This is a genomic window from Bacteroides sp. ET489, assembly GCF_030518095.1.
Taxonomy (GTDB): Bacteria; Bacteroidota; Bacteroidia; order Bacteroidales; family Bacteroidaceae; genus Bacteroides; species Bacteroides ndongoniae.
Map to the genome: position 1 here is coordinate 23,372 of NZ_JAULLJ010000009.1, position 19,128 is coordinate 42,499.

Below are 19,128 nucleotides of genomic sequence, written 5' to 3' on the forward strand. Positions count from 1 at the left end.
CTCTTTACTGTTGTTTCTTCAAAACAATCAGTGCATTATTCTTCTCCACAGCCTTGTCCCACATTTCCTGCAACTGCGAATAGTAATCTGCCGGAAATAAATGGGCCTTGACAGCAAATTCATATTTCAGATAGACCGTTCCCTCTTCTCGGCTGATCCAATAGGTGAACTGCAACTTATTATCTTCAGTCGTAACCCTACCCGGCTGCGGCATTTCTTCCACCTGATAGCCTTCAGGAAGTTTCAGTTCACACGTCAGACTTATCTGGTAAGGATAGTCAAACTCGACAGGTAACTCGCGTTTGGTCTGAACAAAAGGTGACTCCCTCAGTTGTGGGAAAATCATCGGATTGACGTACAGCATGTCACCAGCCTGTTCCAACTTCATTTCATAGTCAGCTTCTTCCAATAAGGCTCCAAAGCGTGTTTCCGGCTCCCTGACTTCGACGTTGCTAAGCACTACGTGCCCATCGTCCAGCCACGGCACAGCCTCACCACGCTGTTTCTTCCAACGATATTCCAGTCCGTATTGCCCCTGCATAGTCACCTGCCTGTGTCCTTTGATGCTTCCCTCAACTACCTCTGCTGTTGTTCGGATAGTCAACAGATTCTTCGCCACCTGCATCAGGTCTACCCAACGCTTTTCTTCGGGTACATTCGGAGCTAACAGACGTCCTTTCTCTACCAACAATTCACAAGGAAGTACATTAAATAGCGGTAGCGTCATCGAACTGTCCAGATACACAAAACGTTGCTTCTTAGTATCATAAACAGCCACCACAAATGTATTAAGCTTCTGATAGGTCGGAAAGTTTACCGGCAACATACCCATCGAACGCCGGCTGATAACAACGGGATAAGCATTGATTCCAAATCCTCGTAGAATACTGATGAATACAAAATTCAGCTCCGCATTATTACCGCTTTTGTTCTTGACAACTTTATCCATGTTGTCGCAGTAAAGGTCATACTTCCCGTTCCAGGCCAGCTTTTCCTTCAACAAGTTGAAAGCAGCTCTGACCTTGGTATCGAAATCCAACGCATCTCCTTTTTCCTGTTGCAGCTTTTCCACCGCACTTCTGGTTTCATCAATAAACGGATTGGGCATTCTTAACCAACGCCCGAATCCCAAATGTTCATCACTCAGTAACAGTTTATCCACATCTGTCCAATTCTTGCTGAGCGCTTTATAGCCTTCATCCGGATAATTAGTCCCCTGCAAGTCGAAACTTGCCTGTACCCGATAATCCTCCGGACACCAGCAATAAGGTTCATCCTGTGCCAAGGCTGGTAAGTCGTACGCACTCAGTATATATCTTTCAGCCTTAATCCCGAAGTTGCGTGCCACCCTGCTGGGACCACTTTCCAGCACAGAGGTAGCCGTTATCGAAGCTTCCTCACGATCTACATGAATATACTTCTTTCCACGAAACTCTATATTATAGACCAGGACACTCGGAACCGTCACTTCATACTTATTATGTACTACAGGAATTTCTTCCTGCATCACCCAGTTTTCAATCTGCGAGAAATACGTCGAATTCACTTTATAACTATACTCTATTACCGTACCTTTCCGTACGTTCGGCAGCGAAAACTTCCGTACTTTATACGTCTGATTGATACGTTCATCCGAAACAATGTCTTTCTTCAACCGGCTTTTCGTAACTTTTCCATTCTCCAGGTTGTAAGCACAGCCTTCCAGATCCAGCAACACATCCTGTTCTTTTCCCTTTTCATCAGGTGCATAATACGGTATCATTACATCCGCATATTTCACACCTTCCTGCTTCAGAATCTTGATGCGTACCCAATACTCTGTACTCAGCGTGAATCCATCCTTATACGTAAAGTAAGTCTTTCCTTCCCGAATCAAACAAACAGCCGAGGCCGTAGTATCTTTCTCGTACACATCCATTGACAACTCTTCTTTCGAAGGTTTGCCGTACTTCAAGTTTGGTTCAATGGCATAAACTGAAGAAGTATACCCAAACACCAACAATACGATCCATAAAACGAAACAGCCAATGTTTTTCATGATTTATTGTTTTTAATAGTATTCTTCCAACAATATCAAATCAGATCTCCTGCCCACAAAAGCCCATTTACCTCCGGACTCTTGCCAATATCAAAATAAATCTGTGCTCTCTTCAACAAAGATAACACAAAACTACTATATAAAAAACAATAAATACTTTTTTTCAAAAAAACTGTCAACGGATGCCGAACGTCACCAGCACCCCTTTATGATCGGTCGGCCACACACCTTCCGGCAGCAGATATTTGTCATCCGATTCATTCGGAACACGTTTGCTGTTGACGATGCTTCCTTTCGGACCGAAAATCACGGCATCCTTCAGGCTGATAGCCGGATGAGGATAGTAAAAGACGTAATCAATGCGGTCGCGCTCGTCAGCTTCCGGCGCCCAGGTCAACTGTTCTACGGGTACCAGCGGATTATCAATAGGGAAAGTAAAGCCGGGATATTTCAACACATCCGGATAAAGCGTACGGTAAGTATCCACAAAGCCTGCGTTGTCGAGCAGCAAAGGCACCGTCCAGGGGACAATCAGCCCGTTATGGTCGTACAGGTCCTTGGTCTCGCGTATCCAGTCCAGATGCGAAGGTTCGTTGAAGTCGCCTCCCAATATCACAATGGTGCCTTCGGCAATGTCCTTACGCGCCTCGGCAATAAAACAACGGATGGCATCGTCGCGCTGCGAAGCATCGTTCAGTTGCAGTACTTCAAGAACCGTCTGCGGCACAGGAATCTTCTTCCAGGTAGAACCGTCATAACCACGGACATTGTAGTATGCGTCACTCAGATAGTCAAGATGCGCCGTATAAACGGCAATTTTGTGCCCTTTCACACGACTCGTCATCTTATAGATACTGCCATGATCGTCTTTTTCGGGGAATACCGTAAGAGAATCGGTTATCGGATGGCGGCTCAACAGCCCGGAGTCGTAACTGTAAAAGGAATAATACGTTTCACCCTTTTGGCGCAATGACTCTACAATACGGTCGCAGAAACGCGTATTATTATAATTCCGCACTTCGCTGAAAGTCACAAAATCGGGTTTCAGACGAACGATTTCGTTCACAATGGCATCATAGCCACCCTTCACTTTTGTTCCTTCCTGCCAGATGTTCCATTGCAATACGGTAAATTTATCGTTCTCCTGCGCTTTTACCCCTATAAAGGCCGCCAAAAGCAAGCAAATACAAATAAGTTTTTTCATAAAAATATAGATTAAAATGGTAGAGATTCATTCAGAAAAAGGTAATTGCCGCACCACTTCCGGTGCAATCTCCCGCAAAGGATTCATCACGAACTCCCGTTCCTGCATCAGTGGATGAGGAATTACCAGTTGCGGAGTCTGTATACGGACAAGAGTACCGTTAGCATCGAAGCAAAGCAGCAAGTCGATGTCTATCAGGCGGTCGGAGTATACTCCATCCACAGATTTGTGTGTACGCCCCAGCTCTTGTTCCAATCTCTGGGTCACTTGCAATACTTCCAAAGGAGGCAGTCCGGTCCTTACACAAACCGCTGCATTCAGAAAACTGTTTTCCGAAGAGAATCCCCACGGAGCTGTCACATAAAAGGAGGACAAGGAAACCACCTCCCCTATCCGTTCGCCTATCAGTTCTACTGTCCGTTGCAGATTCTGTTGTTTGTCTCCTAAGTTAGTACCCAAGCCCAGATAGTAGGTAAATGAAGAATGAGGAATGAAGAATGAAGAATTTGCTTGCGGTTCGGCTGCAGCACCGGACATAGATTCATCCCGACCTTCACCGAAAACGTCTGATCCTTCTTCATCAGCTTCGCTCACCCCCCTTTTTGATTTTCTACACAAAGGTATAGTCTTCATTCTTCGTTCTTCATTCTTCATTTAAAAGTTATCTGTCGGTTATCAGCATCGCATCGCCGTAAGTACCGAAACGATAATCTTCTTTCAATGCCACATCGTAAGCTTCCATCACCTGCTCGTAGCCTCCGAAAGCAGCCACAATCATCAGCAGTGTAGAAAGCGGCATGTGGAAGTTGGAAACCATAGAGGTAGCCACCGTAAAGTCGTATGGCGGGAAGATGAACTTGTTGGTCCATCCGTCGTACTCCTTCAGGTGTCCGTCCGTACTTACCGTACTCTCAATGGCACGCATCACGGTTGTTCCCACCGCACATACCTGCTTGTTCAGGTCCTTGGCATGGTTCACAATACGTACGGCTTCTTCGTTTACAATCATCTGCTCGGAATCGGTCTTGTGCTTGGTCAGGTCTTCCACGTCTATATCACGGAAGTTGCCCAAACCGGCATGAAGCGTGATGAAGGCAAAATCGATACCCTTGATTTCCATACGTTTCATCAGCTCGCGACTGAAGTGCAGATTAGCGGTAGGGGCGGTAACGGCTCCCTCGTTCCGTGCAAAAATAGACTGGAACCGTTCAGCGTCTTCCGGCTCTACCGGACGGTTGATGATGCTGTGTGGCAGCGGTGTCTCGCCCAACGCATACAATGCCTTCTTGAACTCATCATGAGGTCCGTCGTAAAGGAAACGAAGCGTACGGCCACGCGAAGTGGTGTTGTCAATCACTTCGGCCACCATCGAATCATCATCGCCAAAATAAAGTTTATTACCGATACGGATTTTGCGGGCAGGATCGACCAGTACGTCCCACAAACGCAATTCTTCGTTCAGTTCGCGCAACAGAAACACCTCGATACGTGCACCGGTCTTTTCCTTGTTGCCATACAGGCGGGCAGGAAACACCTTTGTGTCGTTGAAGATAAACACATCCTTGTCGTCAAAATAGTCCAGAATATCCTTGAACATACGATGTTCAATTTTACCCGTCTTTTTGTGAAGCACCATCAGGCGCGACTCGTCTCTATACTTTGTCGGATGCAAAGCAATCTTCTCTTCGGGAAGTTTGAATTTAAATTGCGACAGTTTCATATCTTTCCTTTTTTATATGAGGTTTATTGAATATTCTTTTCCGCAGCCGGAGCTCCATCCTGCTGCACCGCTTCGTCTGATGAAGAAATCTCCTGCTGGTCTATCCACTGTCTGAAATCCAGCGGATCCAGGCAGTCTTCGATACGCACATCGCCCACACGGGTACGCTGCAATGCCGTCAGGTGCGCCCCGCTGTTCAGAGCCTCTCCTATATCACGTGCCAAGGCACGGATATATGTTCCTTTGCTGCACACGACCCGTACTTTTATTTCGGGCAGGTTGCATTCCAACAGTTCTATTTCATCAATCACCAGCAATTTGGGCTTCAGTTCCACTTCTTTCCCCTTGCGGGCAAGGTCGTAAGCCCGTGTACCGTTTACCATACAGGCCGAAAAGGCCGGCGGCACCTGTTGTATTTCGCCTACAAACTTTTTCAGCGTCTCCTCCACCAGTTCTTTCGTAATGTGTTCGGTAGGATAAGTGGCATCAATCTCATGTTCCAGGTCATAAGAAGGAGTCGTAGCTCCCAACCGGATGGTAGCAATATACTCTTTCGTATGATATTGAAACTCTTCGATGCGTTTTGTCGCTTTACCCGTACAGACAATCATCACGCCCGTAGCAAGAGGGTCGAGCGTTCCGGCATGGCCTACCTTCAGCTTCTTTATACCCAGCCTCCGGCAAATGTGGTACCGTGCATGACCCACTACCTTGAACGAAGTCCAGCCCAACGGCTTATTGAAATATAATACTTCTCCTTCTTTAAAATCCATCATTGCTCCTTATAACACTTCCAGTGAGTACCCGCACAACAACATAACCAAAATACCTCCCCCTACAACAATGCGATACCAACCAAAAGCCTTGAATCCATATTTCGTTACAAAACTAATAAAGAACTTGATAGCCAGCAATGCCACCACAAACGCAACCACGTTGCCTACAAGCAAGGCAGGCAGGTTGTTGACAACAATCTCTGTTCCACCTTCCAAAAACAGTTTCAAAACCTTATAAGCCGTAGCCGCAAACATGGTAGGGACAGCCAGGAAGAAGGAAAACTCTGCTGCAGCTTTGCGTGTAAGTTTCTGAGCCATACCACCTACAATCGTAGCCATCGAACGGGAAACTCCGGGTATCATAGCTATACATTGAAACAGACCGATGAGGAAAGCACGCTTTTCCGTCAGCTCCGTCTGCTCGCTTCCTTTGGAGAAAATACGGTCACAAAACAGCATGAAGATACCACCTATCACAAGCATCACGGCCACCACCACCACACTTTCGAGCAACGCATCTATTTTGTCGCTGAACAAAAAGCCCAGTAAAGCAGCCGGTATAAAGGCAACAAGCAGTTTCCAATAAAAATCGAACTTATGTAGCAAACGACGCAAAGATGATGCTCCTTGAGGAGCAGGTGTATGATTCAGACGGAAAAAACGCTTCCAATACAGGCACACGACCGAGAGGATAGCCCCAAATTGTATAATTACCGTAAAAGCTTTGACAAACTCAGTACTTTCCACTCCCAACATATTCTGGGTTATAATCATGTGTCCTGTAGAAGAAACAGGCAAGAATTCCGTCAGTCCTTCCACAATGGCAATAACGATTGCCTCCCATATAGTCAAATCTCCCATATAGCTCATTCAGTCAGATGATCTTTCTCCTGCGACACACCCTTATCCTTGGGGGAGCGAAGCACTGCATATATCATAAACACAAAGCCCAGCAGACACACTACTGGAGCTACCTTAATCCGTCTCACACTGAAAATGTCCGGTTCGAAGTTCGTCGGTGTAGACGAAGGACCGGTCATCAGGATAAAACCCACAATCACCACCAGCATACCGATAGCCAGCAAAATGAAATTAGTTTTATCGAAAGCAAATTTCCGTTTATCCATTTCTTTTATTTTATTATTAAGTTTCTAAGTTTGTAAGTTTATGAGTTTGTAAGTTCATCAGTTTGCGAGTTATTGCTTTGCATCAACTAAAAAACTCACAAACTTAAAAATTCACAAACTATATCTGATACAACGTGCCTGCCTTCATCCTCAGGTATTTGTTGATGGACAACAAGGCACACAAATAAGTTATCAGCACCCCAAACAACAATACTGCAGCCGATACCAGCATCATGACATCGGGAGTAACCACCCTGATCAGTTCCGGTTCGTACGACACCAGCCAGTAAGCAGCCGCCCACAGAATACAATCTGCTACAAATGCCGCCAGCACACCTATCCAGAAGTTACGCCGCAGGAAAGGACGCCTGATAAAGCCCCAGCTGGCACCTACCAGCTTCATGGTATGAATCAGAAAACGTTTGGAATAGATAGCCAGACGGATGGTATTGTTGATAAGGGCAAACGATATAAGAGCCAGTATAGCTGCCAGTCCGAGCAACAACAGACTGATATTCCGTATGTTATCATTCACGGCATCAATCAGCTCCTTCTGATACAAAACTTCCTGAATATTGGAGTTCTTCTTTATCAGTTTCTCTATCTTGGCAATGCTGTCCGAATTGGCATAATCGGAATGCAGTTTTATCTCAATAGAAGCTGTAAAAGGATTATAACCCAAAAATTCTTCAGGATCAGTCCCCATTGCCTCAGTCTGTTCGCGAAGTGCCTGCTTTTTCGAGATATATTCCGTTTCCTTCACAAATGCCTCTTTATCAAGGCGCTTCTGAAGTTTCAGGATATCCGCTTCCTTCATCTCGTCACTGATAAGAATAGAAAAACTGATGTTTTCCTTCACGTATACCGAAAGATTATGGGCAGCCAATACGAAAAACACAACCAGCCCCAGCAACAGCAAGACCAGCGTCGTGCTGATGCTCGACGTGACAAACTGCATGTCGAAGCCCGAAACCAAATTATTTTTAGATTTACCTGCCATTCTCCTGTTTCCTTTCTTTTTATACTGTCCGCATCATCTGTCCGTCTCTTTTTTCTTCCGGAACACATAAATCATCGAACTGCTCCGCTCCTTCCTGACCAGCGAACTGAACCACGCCAACGTACCCGTAAACATTCCACGCAGAAATGCACACGAATGACGCATATGTTTCTCGGTAAGCATCGACACATAGAAAGCATCAAAAGGCATAGGATGTCTTTCGGCCATGATAAAACCATGATTGGCAGCCAGATGATGAATCGTAGAAGGCGTAAAATGCCACAAATGACGGGGCACATCGTAAGCAGCCCAATAGGCGCCGTACTTTTGTGCATCGTACGACGAACAGTTAGGCACAGCCACAATCAACACTCCCTTCTCTGTCAGCAACGAATACAGCCGTTCCCACGTCTCGTTCAGGTGCTCCAGATGCTCCATCACATGCCACAGCGTAATCACGTCGAACGAAGCGGGTTCGTAGTCCAATAAAGCCGTATCAGGCTTTACATCCAGATTAAAATGTTCTTTAGCAAACTTCCGTGCTCCCTCGTTCTTCTCTACCGCTTCCACCTGCCAGCCCTGACGGCGCATGGTGTCGGCAAAGTAACCGGTACCGGTACCTATATCCAGCAATCGCCCTTCCCGCCGGTGTGCTTCGTGCATCACCAGCCTCGCCTTACGCTTCAGCATGTAACTGCGCACCCAGTGATAAACCGAGTTCATCGCCCCTTTCCGGGTATCAGAATGCGAAATATAGTCCGGAGTTTCATAATAACGGCCTATCTCCGCCTCAACAGGAAAATCCTGTGTCAGCAGAAAACCGCAATTCTGGCAACGACATAAGTGGAATACCTCGCCCGAAGCGTAATGGTCAACGCATGTCAACGCACGTTCCAACTGTGTGCTGCCGCATACCGGACAAGATTTTATAGTGAGTTTATTCATCGAACGTTCTACCAAATAACGATGCATCCCAAACCGTCAGGCTGCAATACACCTAAATTTGGTGCAAAATAACAAATAAAAAGTGATTTACAGGGATTCTGTTAAGGAGATTTAAGGATAATGTAAGCCCGAAGCACATCTTTAGCAATGCCGGAGATCCTGTCTGACGATCTAAACCAAGCATTGCATTGTCCCTGCCCGAAACCCGCATCAGCTTCCGCAAGTCCAAAGGGAATTTTTAGGAAATACATCCTGCATTCAGCTGAAAAACGGATAACGAATCTTGTCAAAACAAGCCAATTTTGCCGTAAAAATCCATCCATGACAAGCTATGTATTATCTGATACATTCACTCTACTAAAACACTTTTTTACCCCTTCATTCATGATTTAAAGGCCACGTTTTTACTTCCATTAACAGTATATTACCTTTTTTTTGCCGTGATGTTACGTAGTCAAAGGTTTTTGTTACACTATTATGAGGCAAACAATCTCCAAACCCTTAATTTTGTGATATCACTTAAACCAATAATTTATACCATGAAAAAGATTGATATTTTCCATCCATTGACGCTCAACGTCGGATTGGCCATTCACAATGCCGACTGGAACTGGCAAAATGTCACCAGTCCTTTCACACGAATCTATTATGTAACCAAAGGACATGCCAAAATCATTCTGCCTTCCGGAGAGTATCAGCTCAAACCAGACCACATGTACATGATTCCTTCGTTTACCTTGCACAGCTATAGCTGCGAGGAACATTTCGAACATTATTATATACATATATACGAGAAACTGGAATTTGAGTCAAGTTTCATGGACGACTACAATTTTCCCGTCGAAATTAAAGGAGAATCCATCGACCTGGAACTGGTAAAACGGTTATGCGAACTGAATCCTTCCATGGCATTACCCAAATCCGATCCCAGATCATACGACAACGACCAGACTTTATCCAAGTACATCACACGCAATGAACAGCGGGATATTACTCTGAAACTGGAATCAAGGGGCATCCTGTTCCAGCTCATCGCCAAATTTATGAAGGAAGCCAAACCCAAAGAGGACGATATCGACAACCGCATCAAAAAGACGCTGATTATGATACAGAAGAACCTGGACAAGAAGATCAGTGTCGAAGACCTTGCTAAAGAAGCCTGTCTGTGCAAAGGCTATTTCACCCGTCTGTTCAAGGAAAAAATGAAAACCCTTCCAACCCATTACATCATACAACGGAAAATAGAAAGAGCACAGCAAATGCTTACCATCAAGGACATATCCATCAGAGATGTGGCTGCAGAGCTGGGATACGACGACTGTTCACACTTCATCAGCATATTCAAAAGGGAAACCGGTATCACTCCGCAAGACTTCAAGATGCATACCGCCGACCTGCACTGATACCAAAGTGAACGAAACCGTATCAAAGACAAAATGTCTACTATTATAGTTTATAAAATAAAAAAGCGTCTCGTTAAATCAGGAAAAGACAAAAGACACACGTCTCCAGTATACTATTTTTTTCCCAGTTAGGAAAAAGTAATTTCCTAGTTAGGAAAAAACAATTCCCCAGTTAGGGAACTTCCATTTCCTAACTGGGGAATATAATATCCGTATGCTGTTGTCAAGGTTTAACAGTTACTCAGGAAGCATCGACGAACTGGAAGAGATAATCATACCGTTCTTGCACACACCTTCCACTACCACCCGGTAGTCGACGGGCGAATCGGCCGCATAAAATTCCACATGTGCCCTGCCTTCAGCATCAGCCACTACCGACGGATTCCAATAGATGGTCGAACGCAAATCACGCGAACGCGACTCCAGCTTCTCCTTCGTATCATACACCGGCGAGTAGAACTCTACCTCCTGCTGATAGCCCAGCGGCGTCACAATCCCCATGTTCTTGTTCAGCGTATTCTTTTGGACGAATCCTTTTTTGGTCGTGATGACAATAGCGCCCGACATGGCACGCGCCCCGAAAATGGGACCGACCGTAGTAGGAGGTGAAAAGAAAATATCAGCAATATTGTCTACATCCAACCAATCATAACTAAAAACTTCGGTTGGTGCATTATCAAGCAGTACCATCGGTGTTCCTCCTCGATATGTCACGTCAGTACCACTTACTATAATACCCGGCAGGCGTCGCACAATATCCAGTACAGAAAGGAAATGTCCTTTCTCTATTTCTTCCGATGTTATGACTTTCGAAGTCGAAACGGAATAGTAAGGCGAACTGGTTTCCACTACCGGTTTTCTCCGAGCCGTAATCAACACTTCCGACAAATTGTAAACCCGCATTCCATTTTCAATGGTATACTTCATATCCATCTTCTGCACATAATTGTGTTCTACTTTCATTTCCAGCCGTGGAGGCAAGAGCTTCAGATCAGACTGCGGGAATGCCCTACACGAATCTATTTCAATAAATACGTTCCGTGAACCTTTTGATTTCTGAGCTTGTATAATGTATTTTGTATCTTCAGGATATTCCAACCCATCAAAGCGAAATACCCCTTCTGTATCAGCCTTGGTCACGGTTGTTCCTATCACAGAATCATTCAGTGCAAGCAACGACAGATAAGCACCTTTTGATGCCGAAAAAAAACCTTCTACTTTTCCGGTCACCACGTCACCCAGTTCCACCGGATAGGGAAGTGTTTCCGTCGTATGTCCTTTCAGGATTTCCGGTACATTGTATCGGCGCCATCCCTGGGTCATCATCAGCAAGTCCAGGTTGTATTCGGTTTTCCTGTCTTTCTTCAAGTAGCTGGCAGGTTGTTCGATATAGCCTTTCAGCTCTGAAGTCAGCAACAATGTAGAGACGATGTTCGACGTTGTGTCAGGTTGTACATCCGCCTTGTCCACTACCGACATCGAAAAGTTACCTTCCAACGGATTACCATACACATCTTTCAAGGTCAGGTCAAGTGCCACTTTCTGACGCGGAGTATAATCGGACTGATCAGGATTCAGTGTTACGGCTGCCACTGCATTATCCTGCCGCGAAAACACCAGACGTTCGCTCAGAATGTTGCGATTCTCGTCTATCAGGATAAAGTGTATAATACCCGCCGGAAAAAAATCTCTTTCAAAGTCGATATACCTGCGACTGTTGTCCCACGGCTGGGCATAAAGTACCAGCCCGCGCAGCTGGGCCACCAGCGTCAGGTCCTGCCGATTTGCATTGAGAGGCGAACGGTTCAGGCTGACACGCAACACGTCGTTGCGCCACAGCGTGTTAACGGCGATGGCCTGCTCCGAAGCTACCGGCAGTTCAAACAGCTTCTCTACCCCTTCACGGGTCTTGCAATGGGCAACATACCGCTTGCCGGGCATACAGTTCAGCGTAAAGCTACCCATTCCCAAGTGTGTACTGCGGAAAGTGGTGCACACCTTTCCTTCCTCGTCTTTCACCTCGCCTTCCACGTCCACCGACAATCCGTCGGTACCAATGGCCTTGAAAGCGATCTTCGACTGTGAAGAAAGAACGGCCGTTCCTCCTTCCGGGAAGAATGTCACGCTGAAATCGCTATCATCGAAAGGCAACGACAGATAACGTTCGGCTATCTTATTATTGTAAATGGTCTGTAACAGATATGTTCGGGATGTATTGACTTCTTTTTCTTTGAATGTATATTCAGCCACTCCGTTTCTGAATTTCAGATGATCCCCCTTTCCATCCGGGTCACCATCGGCAAAAACGAGTACTTGCTGTGGTACGATTGTGTCCGTGTTGTCTGTCTCGCTAGAAAAATAAATGCGGGTTTTCAGGTCTTTCCCATGCTCCGTAATCACTACGTGAGGCTTCAGTTCCTGCGCAGCGGGTGTCGAGATAAACACCGACTTGTGCGCAAAATAATCTTCACCGACGTTCCGCATAAACTGTGTATAGGCCCTGATGGTGTAATATCCCTCCGGTTGCTCCTCATCAATGTCGAGATAGCCGCCGAAACTTCCTTTGTCATCGGGTCTTATCTTGATACGTTTTATCAAGCTCCCCGTAGGGGCTGTCAGTTCTACATAAACGTAACGGCTTGCATTGGCCTGCACCATTGTCAGCGCATCCACTACATGCACTCTGAACCACACCCGCTCACCAGCCAGATACACACCCCGATCGGTATGTATGCTCATCTTCTCCTGCGGAAAGTGAGACAGTTCCTTCTCGAAAAGACGAACAATCGTGTCCGGCACTACGCATCGGGCGTTGAGATCCGTCAGCAACATACATGCTAAAAAAAATACAGATACAAGTCTTTTCATCTTATGATTTCTAATTAATTATAATTTCAAAAGCCCAACTTATTACTCGCCACCTCGTCCACTAAAATCACTCGGGAACCATCGACGAACTGGAAGAGATAATCACCCCGTTCTGGCACACACCTTCCACCACCACTCGGTAGTCGACGGGCGAGTCGGCCGCATAGAACTCCACATGCGCCCTGCCCTCGGCATCGGCCACCACCGACGGATTCCAGTAGATGGTCGAACGCAAGTCGCGCGAACGCGACTCCAGCTTCTCCTTCGTGTCGTACACCGGTGCGTAAAACTCTACCTCCTGCTGATAGCCCAGCGGCGTCACAATGCTCATGTTCTTGTTCAACGTATTCTTTTGAACGAATCCTTCCTTAGTTGTGATGACAATGGCACCTGCCCGGGCGCGCGAGCCATAGACAACAGTCATTGTTAACGGAGACGCAAAAAACAGATTCTCGATATCGTTTACATTCAGCCGCTCGTAGTTGAAGTCATCGTAAGGAACGTTGTCAAGCAACACCATCGGCGAAACGCCCTTTGCCGTTTCCCTGTAATACTTCACCTTGCCTTCACTGTCTATCGTCAGTCCCGGCAGGCGGCGTACCAAGTCGAGCACAGAAAGAATATTTTGCCTATCAACATCTTCCGACGTCAGTACCTCCGGCTCAAATATTTCGGAATAAAAAGGTGAAGAGGGCCTTTCTTTGGTCTTCCGGCGGGCCGTAATCAGCACCTCCGACAGATTATATACCCGCATACCGTTTTCGATAGTGTATTTCATGTCCATCTTCTGCATGTAGTTATACTCCACCTTCTTTTTCATGCGGGGCACCAACAACTTCAAGTCAGGTTGTGGAAGGGGTTTGCACGAATCCAACGCAATATACAAGTTACGCGAACCCTTGGGCTTCAATGCCTGTACCAGATATTGGGTATTTTCAGGATATTCCAGCCGGTCGAAGCGAAACATTCCTTCGCTATCCACTACCGTCATCTCCGTGCCTATCACCGAATCCTTCAGGGCAATCAGCGAGATATTGGCATTCTTCGATGCCGACACGAGTCCTTCCACTCTACCGGTCACCACGTCGCTCAGTTCTACCGGATAGGGAAGCGTCTCCGTCGTATGCCCCTTCAGAATCTCCGGTACGTTGTACCGGCGCCATCCCTGCGTCATCATCAGTAGATCCAAATTGTATTCGGTTCTCTTATCTTTCTTCATGTAACCGGCAGGTTGCTCGATATAACCTTTCAGCTCCGATGTCAGCAACAGGGTCGAAAGGATGTTCGAAGTCGTGTCGGGTTGTACGTCCGCCTTATCCACTACCGACATCGAAAAGTTGCCTTCCAGCGGATTGCCGTACACATCTTTCAGGGTCAGTTCAAGTACCACTTTCTGACGCGGAGTATAATCGAGTTGATCAGGATTCAGTGTTACGGCTGCCACTGCGTCGTCCTGCCGCGAAAACACTAAACGTTCGCTCAAGATGTTGCAATTCTCGTCTATCAGGATAAAGTGCACAATGCCCGCCGGGAAAAAATCTTTAGAAAAATCGATAAACTCACGCTTGTTGTCCCACGGCTTGGCATAAAGCACCAATCCGCGCAACTGGGCCACTAACGTCAGGTTTTGCCGATTTGCATTGAGAGGCGAACGGTTCAGGCTGACACGCAACACGTCGTTGAGCCACAACGTATTAACGGAAACAGCCTGTTCCGAAGCGACAGGCAGTTCAAACTCCTTCTCTACCCCGTTGCCGGTCTTGCAGTGGGCAACATACCGCTTGCCGGGCATACAGTTCAGCGTAAAGCTACCCATTCCCAAGTGCGTACTGCGGAAAGTGGTGCACACATTTCCTTCTTCGTCCTTCACCTCGCCTTCCACATCTACCGACAATCCGTCGGTACCGATGGCCTTGAATGCGATTTTGGATGGAGAAGAAAGAACGGCCGTTCCTCCTTCCGGAAAGAATGTCACGCTGAAATCGCTGTCATCGAAAGGCAGCGACAGATAACATTCGGCTATTTTATTATTATAAATGGCCTGTAACAGATATGTTCGGGATTTATTGACTTCTTTTTCTTTAAATGTATATTCAGCCACTCCGTTTTTGAATTTCAGATGGTCGCCCTTTCCACCCCGGTCACCATCGGCAAAAACGAGTACCTGCTGTGGCACAATCGTATCTGTTTCGTCTGCCTCGGTCGAAAAATAAATGCGGGTTTTCAGATCTTCCCCCTGTTCCGTAATCACTACGTGAGGTTTCAGTTCCTGCGAAGCGGGGGTCGAGATGAACACCGACTTGTGTGCATAATAGTCTTCACCCACATTTCGCATGAACTGTGTATAAGCCCTGATGGTGTAATATCCTTCCGGCAGATTTTCATCAATGTCGAGATAGCCGCCGAAACTTCCTTTGTCGTCGGGCCGTATCTTGACGCGTTTCACCAAACTCCCCGTAGGGGCTATCAGTTCCACATACACGTAGCGGCTTGCATTGGCCGGTAGCAGCGTCAGCGCATCTACTACATGTACCCTGAACCACACCCGCTCTCCGGCCAGATACACACCGCGATCGGTATGTATGCTCATCTTCTCCTGCGGGAAGTGCAACAATTCTTTCTCGAAATAACGAACAATCGAATCCGGCACCACCTGCCAGGCGTTGATATCCGTCACAAATACCAATACCAGAAAGAATGCAGAAATAATTGCTCTCATGTTAAAAAATAAATTAGGTTTTACAATCCATGAATTAGTCAGAATAAAATCCAGATTTTCTAACTCAAGAGCTCAATAAAAAAAGGGAAAGAATGCCCAACAGAAAAAATACTTCGTTTTCATAATTACATATTATTTTAAAGGTAAACAAAATAGAATGAAAACTCACTCCGTCGGATCCGCAAATCCAGTACATCCTAAAAACAAACAATCGTATCCGGCATTATTGCCACGCACTTACATTCATCACAAACACAAATGCTAAAATAATGCAGATACGATTGTCTTCATCTTAAAAAAAGGGTAATAAAGAATATAAAAACTAATACCTGTCCCTTATATCAATCAATTATCGTATACGCGATGCTCTTCCATCCAGTCGGTAATCTCGCGTAACTCATCGTCACCCTGACGGTCTTTGTAGAGGAAACCACGGGTTATCCATTCCCGGCCTTCGTCTCTGAACTTATACCACAGGTCGTAGACTTCCATATCTTCGTAGTACGTACCACCACCTTCTATCAGGTCGAACTTATCCCACGGTTTCAGAGTCAACGAATTGTCCTCGTTTACCGTGATGTTGAAGCAGTAACCCGGACGATAATCCGTAGCACCTTTCGACCACTCATTTTTCTGGTGATAAACACGTACCGTGTTTCCATCAATCACAGCCTGTGCATTACGGTTAGTCTTGTAAATAAGAGAATCCTTCAAGTTATCCAAAGGCTTGATGACACCATCCATGTAGTACAGTCCGGAATACTTGTTCATCAGGTTCAGACGGATCTTCACCACGGTATCTTCCTCTGACTTAGCAAACTGCGAAACCGATTCCAACTTCAGAGCAATCATGTAGAGCGAATCAATATGCAAGGTAGATGGATCAATCAGAATGGGATAAGTACCATACACCTCTCCTTTTTTCACCACTACGTTCTCCTGAGGGAAGGAATAAATTCCTGCCCCCGGATTGCGGTAATGGATATCGTCAGAACCCAGTTCCTTGTTGTTATAGGCATCTACACTCTCGGGCGATTCAACAACGGTAGCTACCACATCGCTCGGTGTAGAAAGCGAACCGCTCACCGCCACCGATGCATAAATGGTGTCAACATCGTAACCGATGTTCAGATCACGGTTGATCATCGTTTCACCGGCACCCACCAAATATACCGATCTCGGATACTGTTCCTCCTCCATAGGTATTCTATTGTCGCATCCGACCATGCTTGCTGCTAACAGCACAGCCGATAAAAAAGCCAATTTTTTCATATCTAATTATCTGAATTTGTCACACTATTAATATTGTTAATTACCAGCCCGGATTCTGCACTAACTTACCGTTTCTCTGCAGTACGTATCTATCCAAAGGCCACAGGTACATCTTGTTGTTGAACACGCGGTTCATGGTCTTCTCGGTGCTCCATACACGCTCGGTATAGAACTGATTGCGCTGAGCCGAGGTTGCACTGACGTCGAGGCCTCTTACCGGTTTGTTATAAGCATCGTAAGCATCCTTCCAGCGGCGCAGATCCCAGTAACGGTGCCCCTCGAAGGCAAACTCTATCTGGTACTCGTGCTTGATGATCTTACGCATGTTATCACGATCTTGGGCATCAGCAGCCGTTATACCCGGCTGTCCGGCACGGTAACGGATCATGTTGAAGTACTTCACCATTTCGTCCACGTTGCGCGATACGGTGATACCGGTCGCCTCGTCGGTATACGAGCCTTCCATTTCGTTCATTGCCTCCACGTAGCCCAGTAACACTTCAGCATAACGAATCACCGGGAAAGTCTTGGCCTTAATTGAACCGTTCCAAAAGACACAGTCGTCCTGATGCACAAATTTACGGCTTGTATAACCCGTACGGTTATGATAGTTATTGTTATTCAAGTCGGAACCCGAACCACCACTATAGTAATCGCACACATAGTTACGGGTACCAGCACCAGCATCGCGGTGCGAAGTAGTAGGCCATACACAAGCATTGAAACCAACAGAAGCGTAGAAACGTGGCTCACGGTTCCAGTCGCGTTGTGCACATTGATCAGACACCAGATAATCGGACGAGAAAGTCAGACCCTGTCCGATAGGATCACCGGATTTTTCAGCATCGGTCGCTTCGCTGAAGGGACGTCCGTCGGCCATACGGAACTCATCAATCATATCCAAAGTTACACTCAACGTAGCATTACCACCTAACTTGGCAGGCATCACCATACGATAATCACCGCAACCGGCTCCTGCGGCCATTGAACTTGGATTATACAAAATGTACTCCTTTACCTGATAAGCCTGATAAGTACCGTCAAACAACGTCTTATATGACTTATAGGGATCGATATCGCCAGCACCGTCGGGGAAATTGGCATCGGACACCGTACTGGGCAATGGTAAAGTACCTGTACCCAAGGTATTCACAATCTTATCAACAGTATGAAGTTCATATTTACCCGTATCGATAACACGCTTGAACGAAGCCGCGGCCTTTCCCCACTTGCTGTTATCTACTTCCTGAGAAATAAAGTGTTTACCTTCCTCTGTCTGCCAATCGGAATAATAGGTATTACCATTGAACAGCGGACTGGCAGCAAATAATTGCACGCGAGCTTTCAACGCCATTGCCGCACCACGGGTCGGAATGTATTGCAACGACTCGATACGATTGTCGGACAAATATTCGATAGCCATATCCAGGTCGGCACAAACCTTCGCTACACATTCATCGTACGTAGCACGCGGAAAAGAAGTTTCCTCGGAGTCGGTGTCGATCGGAGTATCGGGCACAAGAACAACCGGACCGTAAAGACGCATCAGATAATAATAGAAGTAAGCACGCAGGAAGTAGGCACGCCCCCGGAAGTCTCGCATCTCCATTTCTGTCAGTTCTTCGTTACGGTCGATGTTCTGTAAGACAATGTTTGCCCTGCGGATGCCCTTGTAACAATTACCCCAAGGATTAAATTTAACATCCAATTCAGTTACTTCGTCGTACAAGATGGCATTGGCCGGCATCACAAACGGAATAATAAATTCATCGGTACCCAATCCGGAAGGAAGACAGGCTCCCATACCCCAATCATTACCCGTCAGCGCAGATTCGTCAGGGATCAAGGATGCCGCACCGTTGATATATTGTTCGGTTCTTTCACGTGAAAGGAAAATGGAGTCAAGGGTCGTCTGGTCGTAGACATACTTCTCGATATCGAGGTAGTTCTCGCAAGAACCCATCATCATGCTGGCAGCTGCAAAGGCTATCAGGGAAGCAGCCTTGCCCACCTGCCAAAACTTTTTCTTATAGATAGTAAGATTTACCATAATGCT

The 19,128-nt window shown here is 46.3% G+C and carries 14 protein-coding genes; 1 reads left to right on the plus strand and 13 read right to left on the minus strand.

Features of this window, described 5'->3' with window-relative positions:
- Positions 1-4 precede the first annotated feature (4 nt).
- The 9 genes from Q3C19_RS07075 to Q3C19_RS07115 form a co-directional block, all read right to left on the minus strand.
- Positions 5-2,038 carry a DUF3857 domain-containing protein gene (locus Q3C19_RS07075; RefSeq protein ID WP_302728208.1) on the minus strand — a complete coding sequence of 678 codons (2,034 nt, stop codon included), beginning with the start codon at positions 2,036-2,038 and terminating at the stop codon, positions 5-7.
- 175 nt (positions 2,039-2,213) lie between these two features.
- Positions 2,214-3,242, minus strand: a complete 1,029-nt coding sequence (locus Q3C19_RS07080) for an endonuclease/exonuclease/phosphatase family protein (RefSeq protein WP_302728210.1) — start codon at positions 3,240-3,242, stop codon at positions 2,214-2,216.
- A 27-nt stretch (positions 3,243-3,269) separates the two neighbouring features.
- The gene (gene folK, locus Q3C19_RS07085; protein WP_302728332.1) at positions 3,270-3,734 is read right to left on the minus strand and encodes a 2-amino-4-hydroxy-6-hydroxymethyldihydropteridine diphosphokinase; all 465 of its coding nucleotides are present in this window, start codon (positions 3,732-3,734) and stop codon (positions 3,270-3,272) included.
- A 169-nt stretch (positions 3,735-3,903) separates the two neighbouring features.
- On the minus strand, positions 3,904-4,962 hold the full coding sequence (queA, locus tag Q3C19_RS07090; RefSeq protein WP_022164338.1) for a tRNA preQ1(34) S-adenosylmethionine ribosyltransferase-isomerase QueA: 1,059 nt from the start codon (positions 4,960-4,962) through the stop codon (positions 3,904-3,906).
- A gap of 23 nt (positions 4,963-4,985) precedes the next feature.
- Positions 4,986-5,738 (minus strand): tRNA pseudouridine(55) synthase TruB, encoded by a 753-nt coding sequence (gene truB, locus Q3C19_RS07095; protein ID WP_022164337.1) that lies wholly within the window; start codon positions 5,736-5,738, stop codon positions 4,986-4,988.
- A gap of 6 nt (positions 5,739-5,744) precedes the next feature.
- Positions 5,745-6,599 carry an undecaprenyl-diphosphate phosphatase gene (locus Q3C19_RS07100; protein ID WP_071148552.1) on the minus strand — a complete coding sequence of 285 codons (855 nt, stop codon included), beginning with the start codon at positions 6,597-6,599 and terminating at the stop codon, positions 5,745-5,747.
- 5 nt (positions 6,600-6,604) lie between these two features.
- Positions 6,605-6,865, minus strand: a complete 261-nt coding sequence (locus tag Q3C19_RS07105; protein ID WP_022164335.1) for a DUF3098 domain-containing protein — start codon at positions 6,863-6,865, stop codon at positions 6,605-6,607.
- A 118-nt stretch (positions 6,866-6,983) separates the two neighbouring features.
- Positions 6,984-7,865 (minus strand): ABC transporter permease, encoded by an 882-nt coding sequence (locus tag Q3C19_RS07110; RefSeq protein WP_022164334.1) that lies wholly within the window; start codon positions 7,863-7,865, stop codon positions 6,984-6,986.
- 33 nt (positions 7,866-7,898) lie between these two features.
- Complete coding sequence (locus Q3C19_RS07115; protein ID WP_302728215.1) at positions 7,899-8,810, minus strand: class I SAM-dependent methyltransferase; 912 nt, start codon at positions 8,808-8,810, stop codon at positions 7,899-7,901.
- A 539-nt stretch (positions 8,811-9,349) separates the two neighbouring features.
- Between Q3C19_RS07115 and Q3C19_RS07120 the strand changes: the two genes are divergently transcribed.
- Positions 9,350-10,213, plus strand: a complete 864-nt coding sequence (locus Q3C19_RS07120; protein WP_302728217.1) for an AraC family transcriptional regulator — start codon at positions 9,350-9,352, stop codon at positions 10,211-10,213.
- 237 nt (positions 10,214-10,450) lie between these two features.
- Here Q3C19_RS07120 and Q3C19_RS07125 read toward each other — a convergent pair whose 3' ends face one another.
- The 4 genes from Q3C19_RS07125 to Q3C19_RS07140 form a co-directional block, all read right to left on the minus strand.
- Positions 10,451-13,081: a TonB-dependent receptor gene (locus Q3C19_RS07125; protein WP_302728219.1), complete on the minus strand. Its 2,631-nt coding sequence runs from the start codon at positions 13,079-13,081 to the stop codon at positions 10,451-10,453.
- 67 nt (positions 13,082-13,148) lie between these two features.
- Positions 13,149-15,800, minus strand: a complete 2,652-nt coding sequence (locus tag Q3C19_RS07130; RefSeq protein WP_302728221.1) for a TonB-dependent receptor — start codon at positions 15,798-15,800, stop codon at positions 13,149-13,151.
- 345 nt (positions 15,801-16,145) lie between these two features.
- Positions 16,146-17,072 carry a DUF4361 domain-containing protein gene (locus tag Q3C19_RS07135; protein WP_302728223.1) on the minus strand — a complete coding sequence of 309 codons (927 nt, stop codon included), beginning with the start codon at positions 17,070-17,072 and terminating at the stop codon, positions 16,146-16,148.
- Between the two features lie 40 nt (positions 17,073-17,112).
- Positions 17,113-19,122: a RagB/SusD family nutrient uptake outer membrane protein gene (locus Q3C19_RS07140; protein WP_302728225.1), complete on the minus strand. Its 2,010-nt coding sequence runs from the start codon at positions 19,120-19,122 to the stop codon at positions 17,113-17,115.
- Positions 19,123-19,128 lie beyond the last annotated feature (6 nt).

Excerpts from the sequence above, each read along its gene's own strand:
- Q3C19_RS07075 (WP_302728208.1), bottom strand. The coding sequence starts at position 2,038 with ATGAAAAACATTGGCTGTTTCGTTTTATGGATCGTATTGTTGGTGTTT.
- Q3C19_RS07080 (WP_302728210.1), bottom strand. The coding sequence starts at position 3,242 with ATGAAAAAACTTATTTGTATTTGCTTGCTTTTGGCGGCCTTTATAGGG.
- queA (WP_022164338.1), bottom strand. The coding sequence starts at position 4,962 with ATGAAACTGTCGCAATTTAAATTCAAACTTCCCGAAGAGAAGATTGCT.
- truB (WP_022164337.1), bottom strand. The coding sequence starts at position 5,738 with ATGATGGATTTTAAAGAAGGAGAAGTATTATATTTCAATAAGCCGTTG.
- Q3C19_RS07100 (WP_071148552.1), bottom strand. The coding sequence starts at position 6,599 with ATGGGAGATTTGACTATATGGGAGGCAATCGTTATTGCCATTGTGGAA.
- Q3C19_RS07105 (WP_022164335.1), bottom strand. The coding sequence starts at position 6,865 with ATGGATAAACGGAAATTTGCTTTCGATAAAACTAATTTCATTTTGCTG.
- Q3C19_RS07110 (WP_022164334.1), bottom strand. The coding sequence starts at position 7,865 with ATGGCAGGTAAATCTAAAAATAATTTGGTTTCGGGCTTCGACATGCAG.
- Q3C19_RS07115 (WP_302728215.1), bottom strand. The coding sequence starts at position 8,810 with ATGAATAAACTCACTATAAAATCTTGTCCGGTATGCGGCAGCACACAG.
- Q3C19_RS07120 (WP_302728217.1), top strand. The coding sequence starts at position 9,350 with ATGAAAAAGATTGATATTTTCCATCCATTGACGCTCAACGTCGGATTG.
- Q3C19_RS07125 (WP_302728219.1), bottom strand. The coding sequence starts at position 13,081 with ATGAAAAGACTTGTATCTGTATTTTTTTTAGCATGTATGTTGCTGACG.
- Q3C19_RS07130 (WP_302728221.1), bottom strand. The coding sequence starts at position 15,800 with ATGAGAGCAATTATTTCTGCATTCTTTCTGGTATTGGTATTTGTGACG.
- Q3C19_RS07135 (WP_302728223.1), bottom strand. The coding sequence starts at position 17,072 with ATGAAAAAATTGGCTTTTTTATCGGCTGTGCTGTTAGCAGCAAGCATG.
- Q3C19_RS07140 (WP_302728225.1), bottom strand. The coding sequence starts at position 19,122 with ATGGTAAATCTTACTATCTATAAGAAAAAGTTTTGGCAGGTGGGCAAG.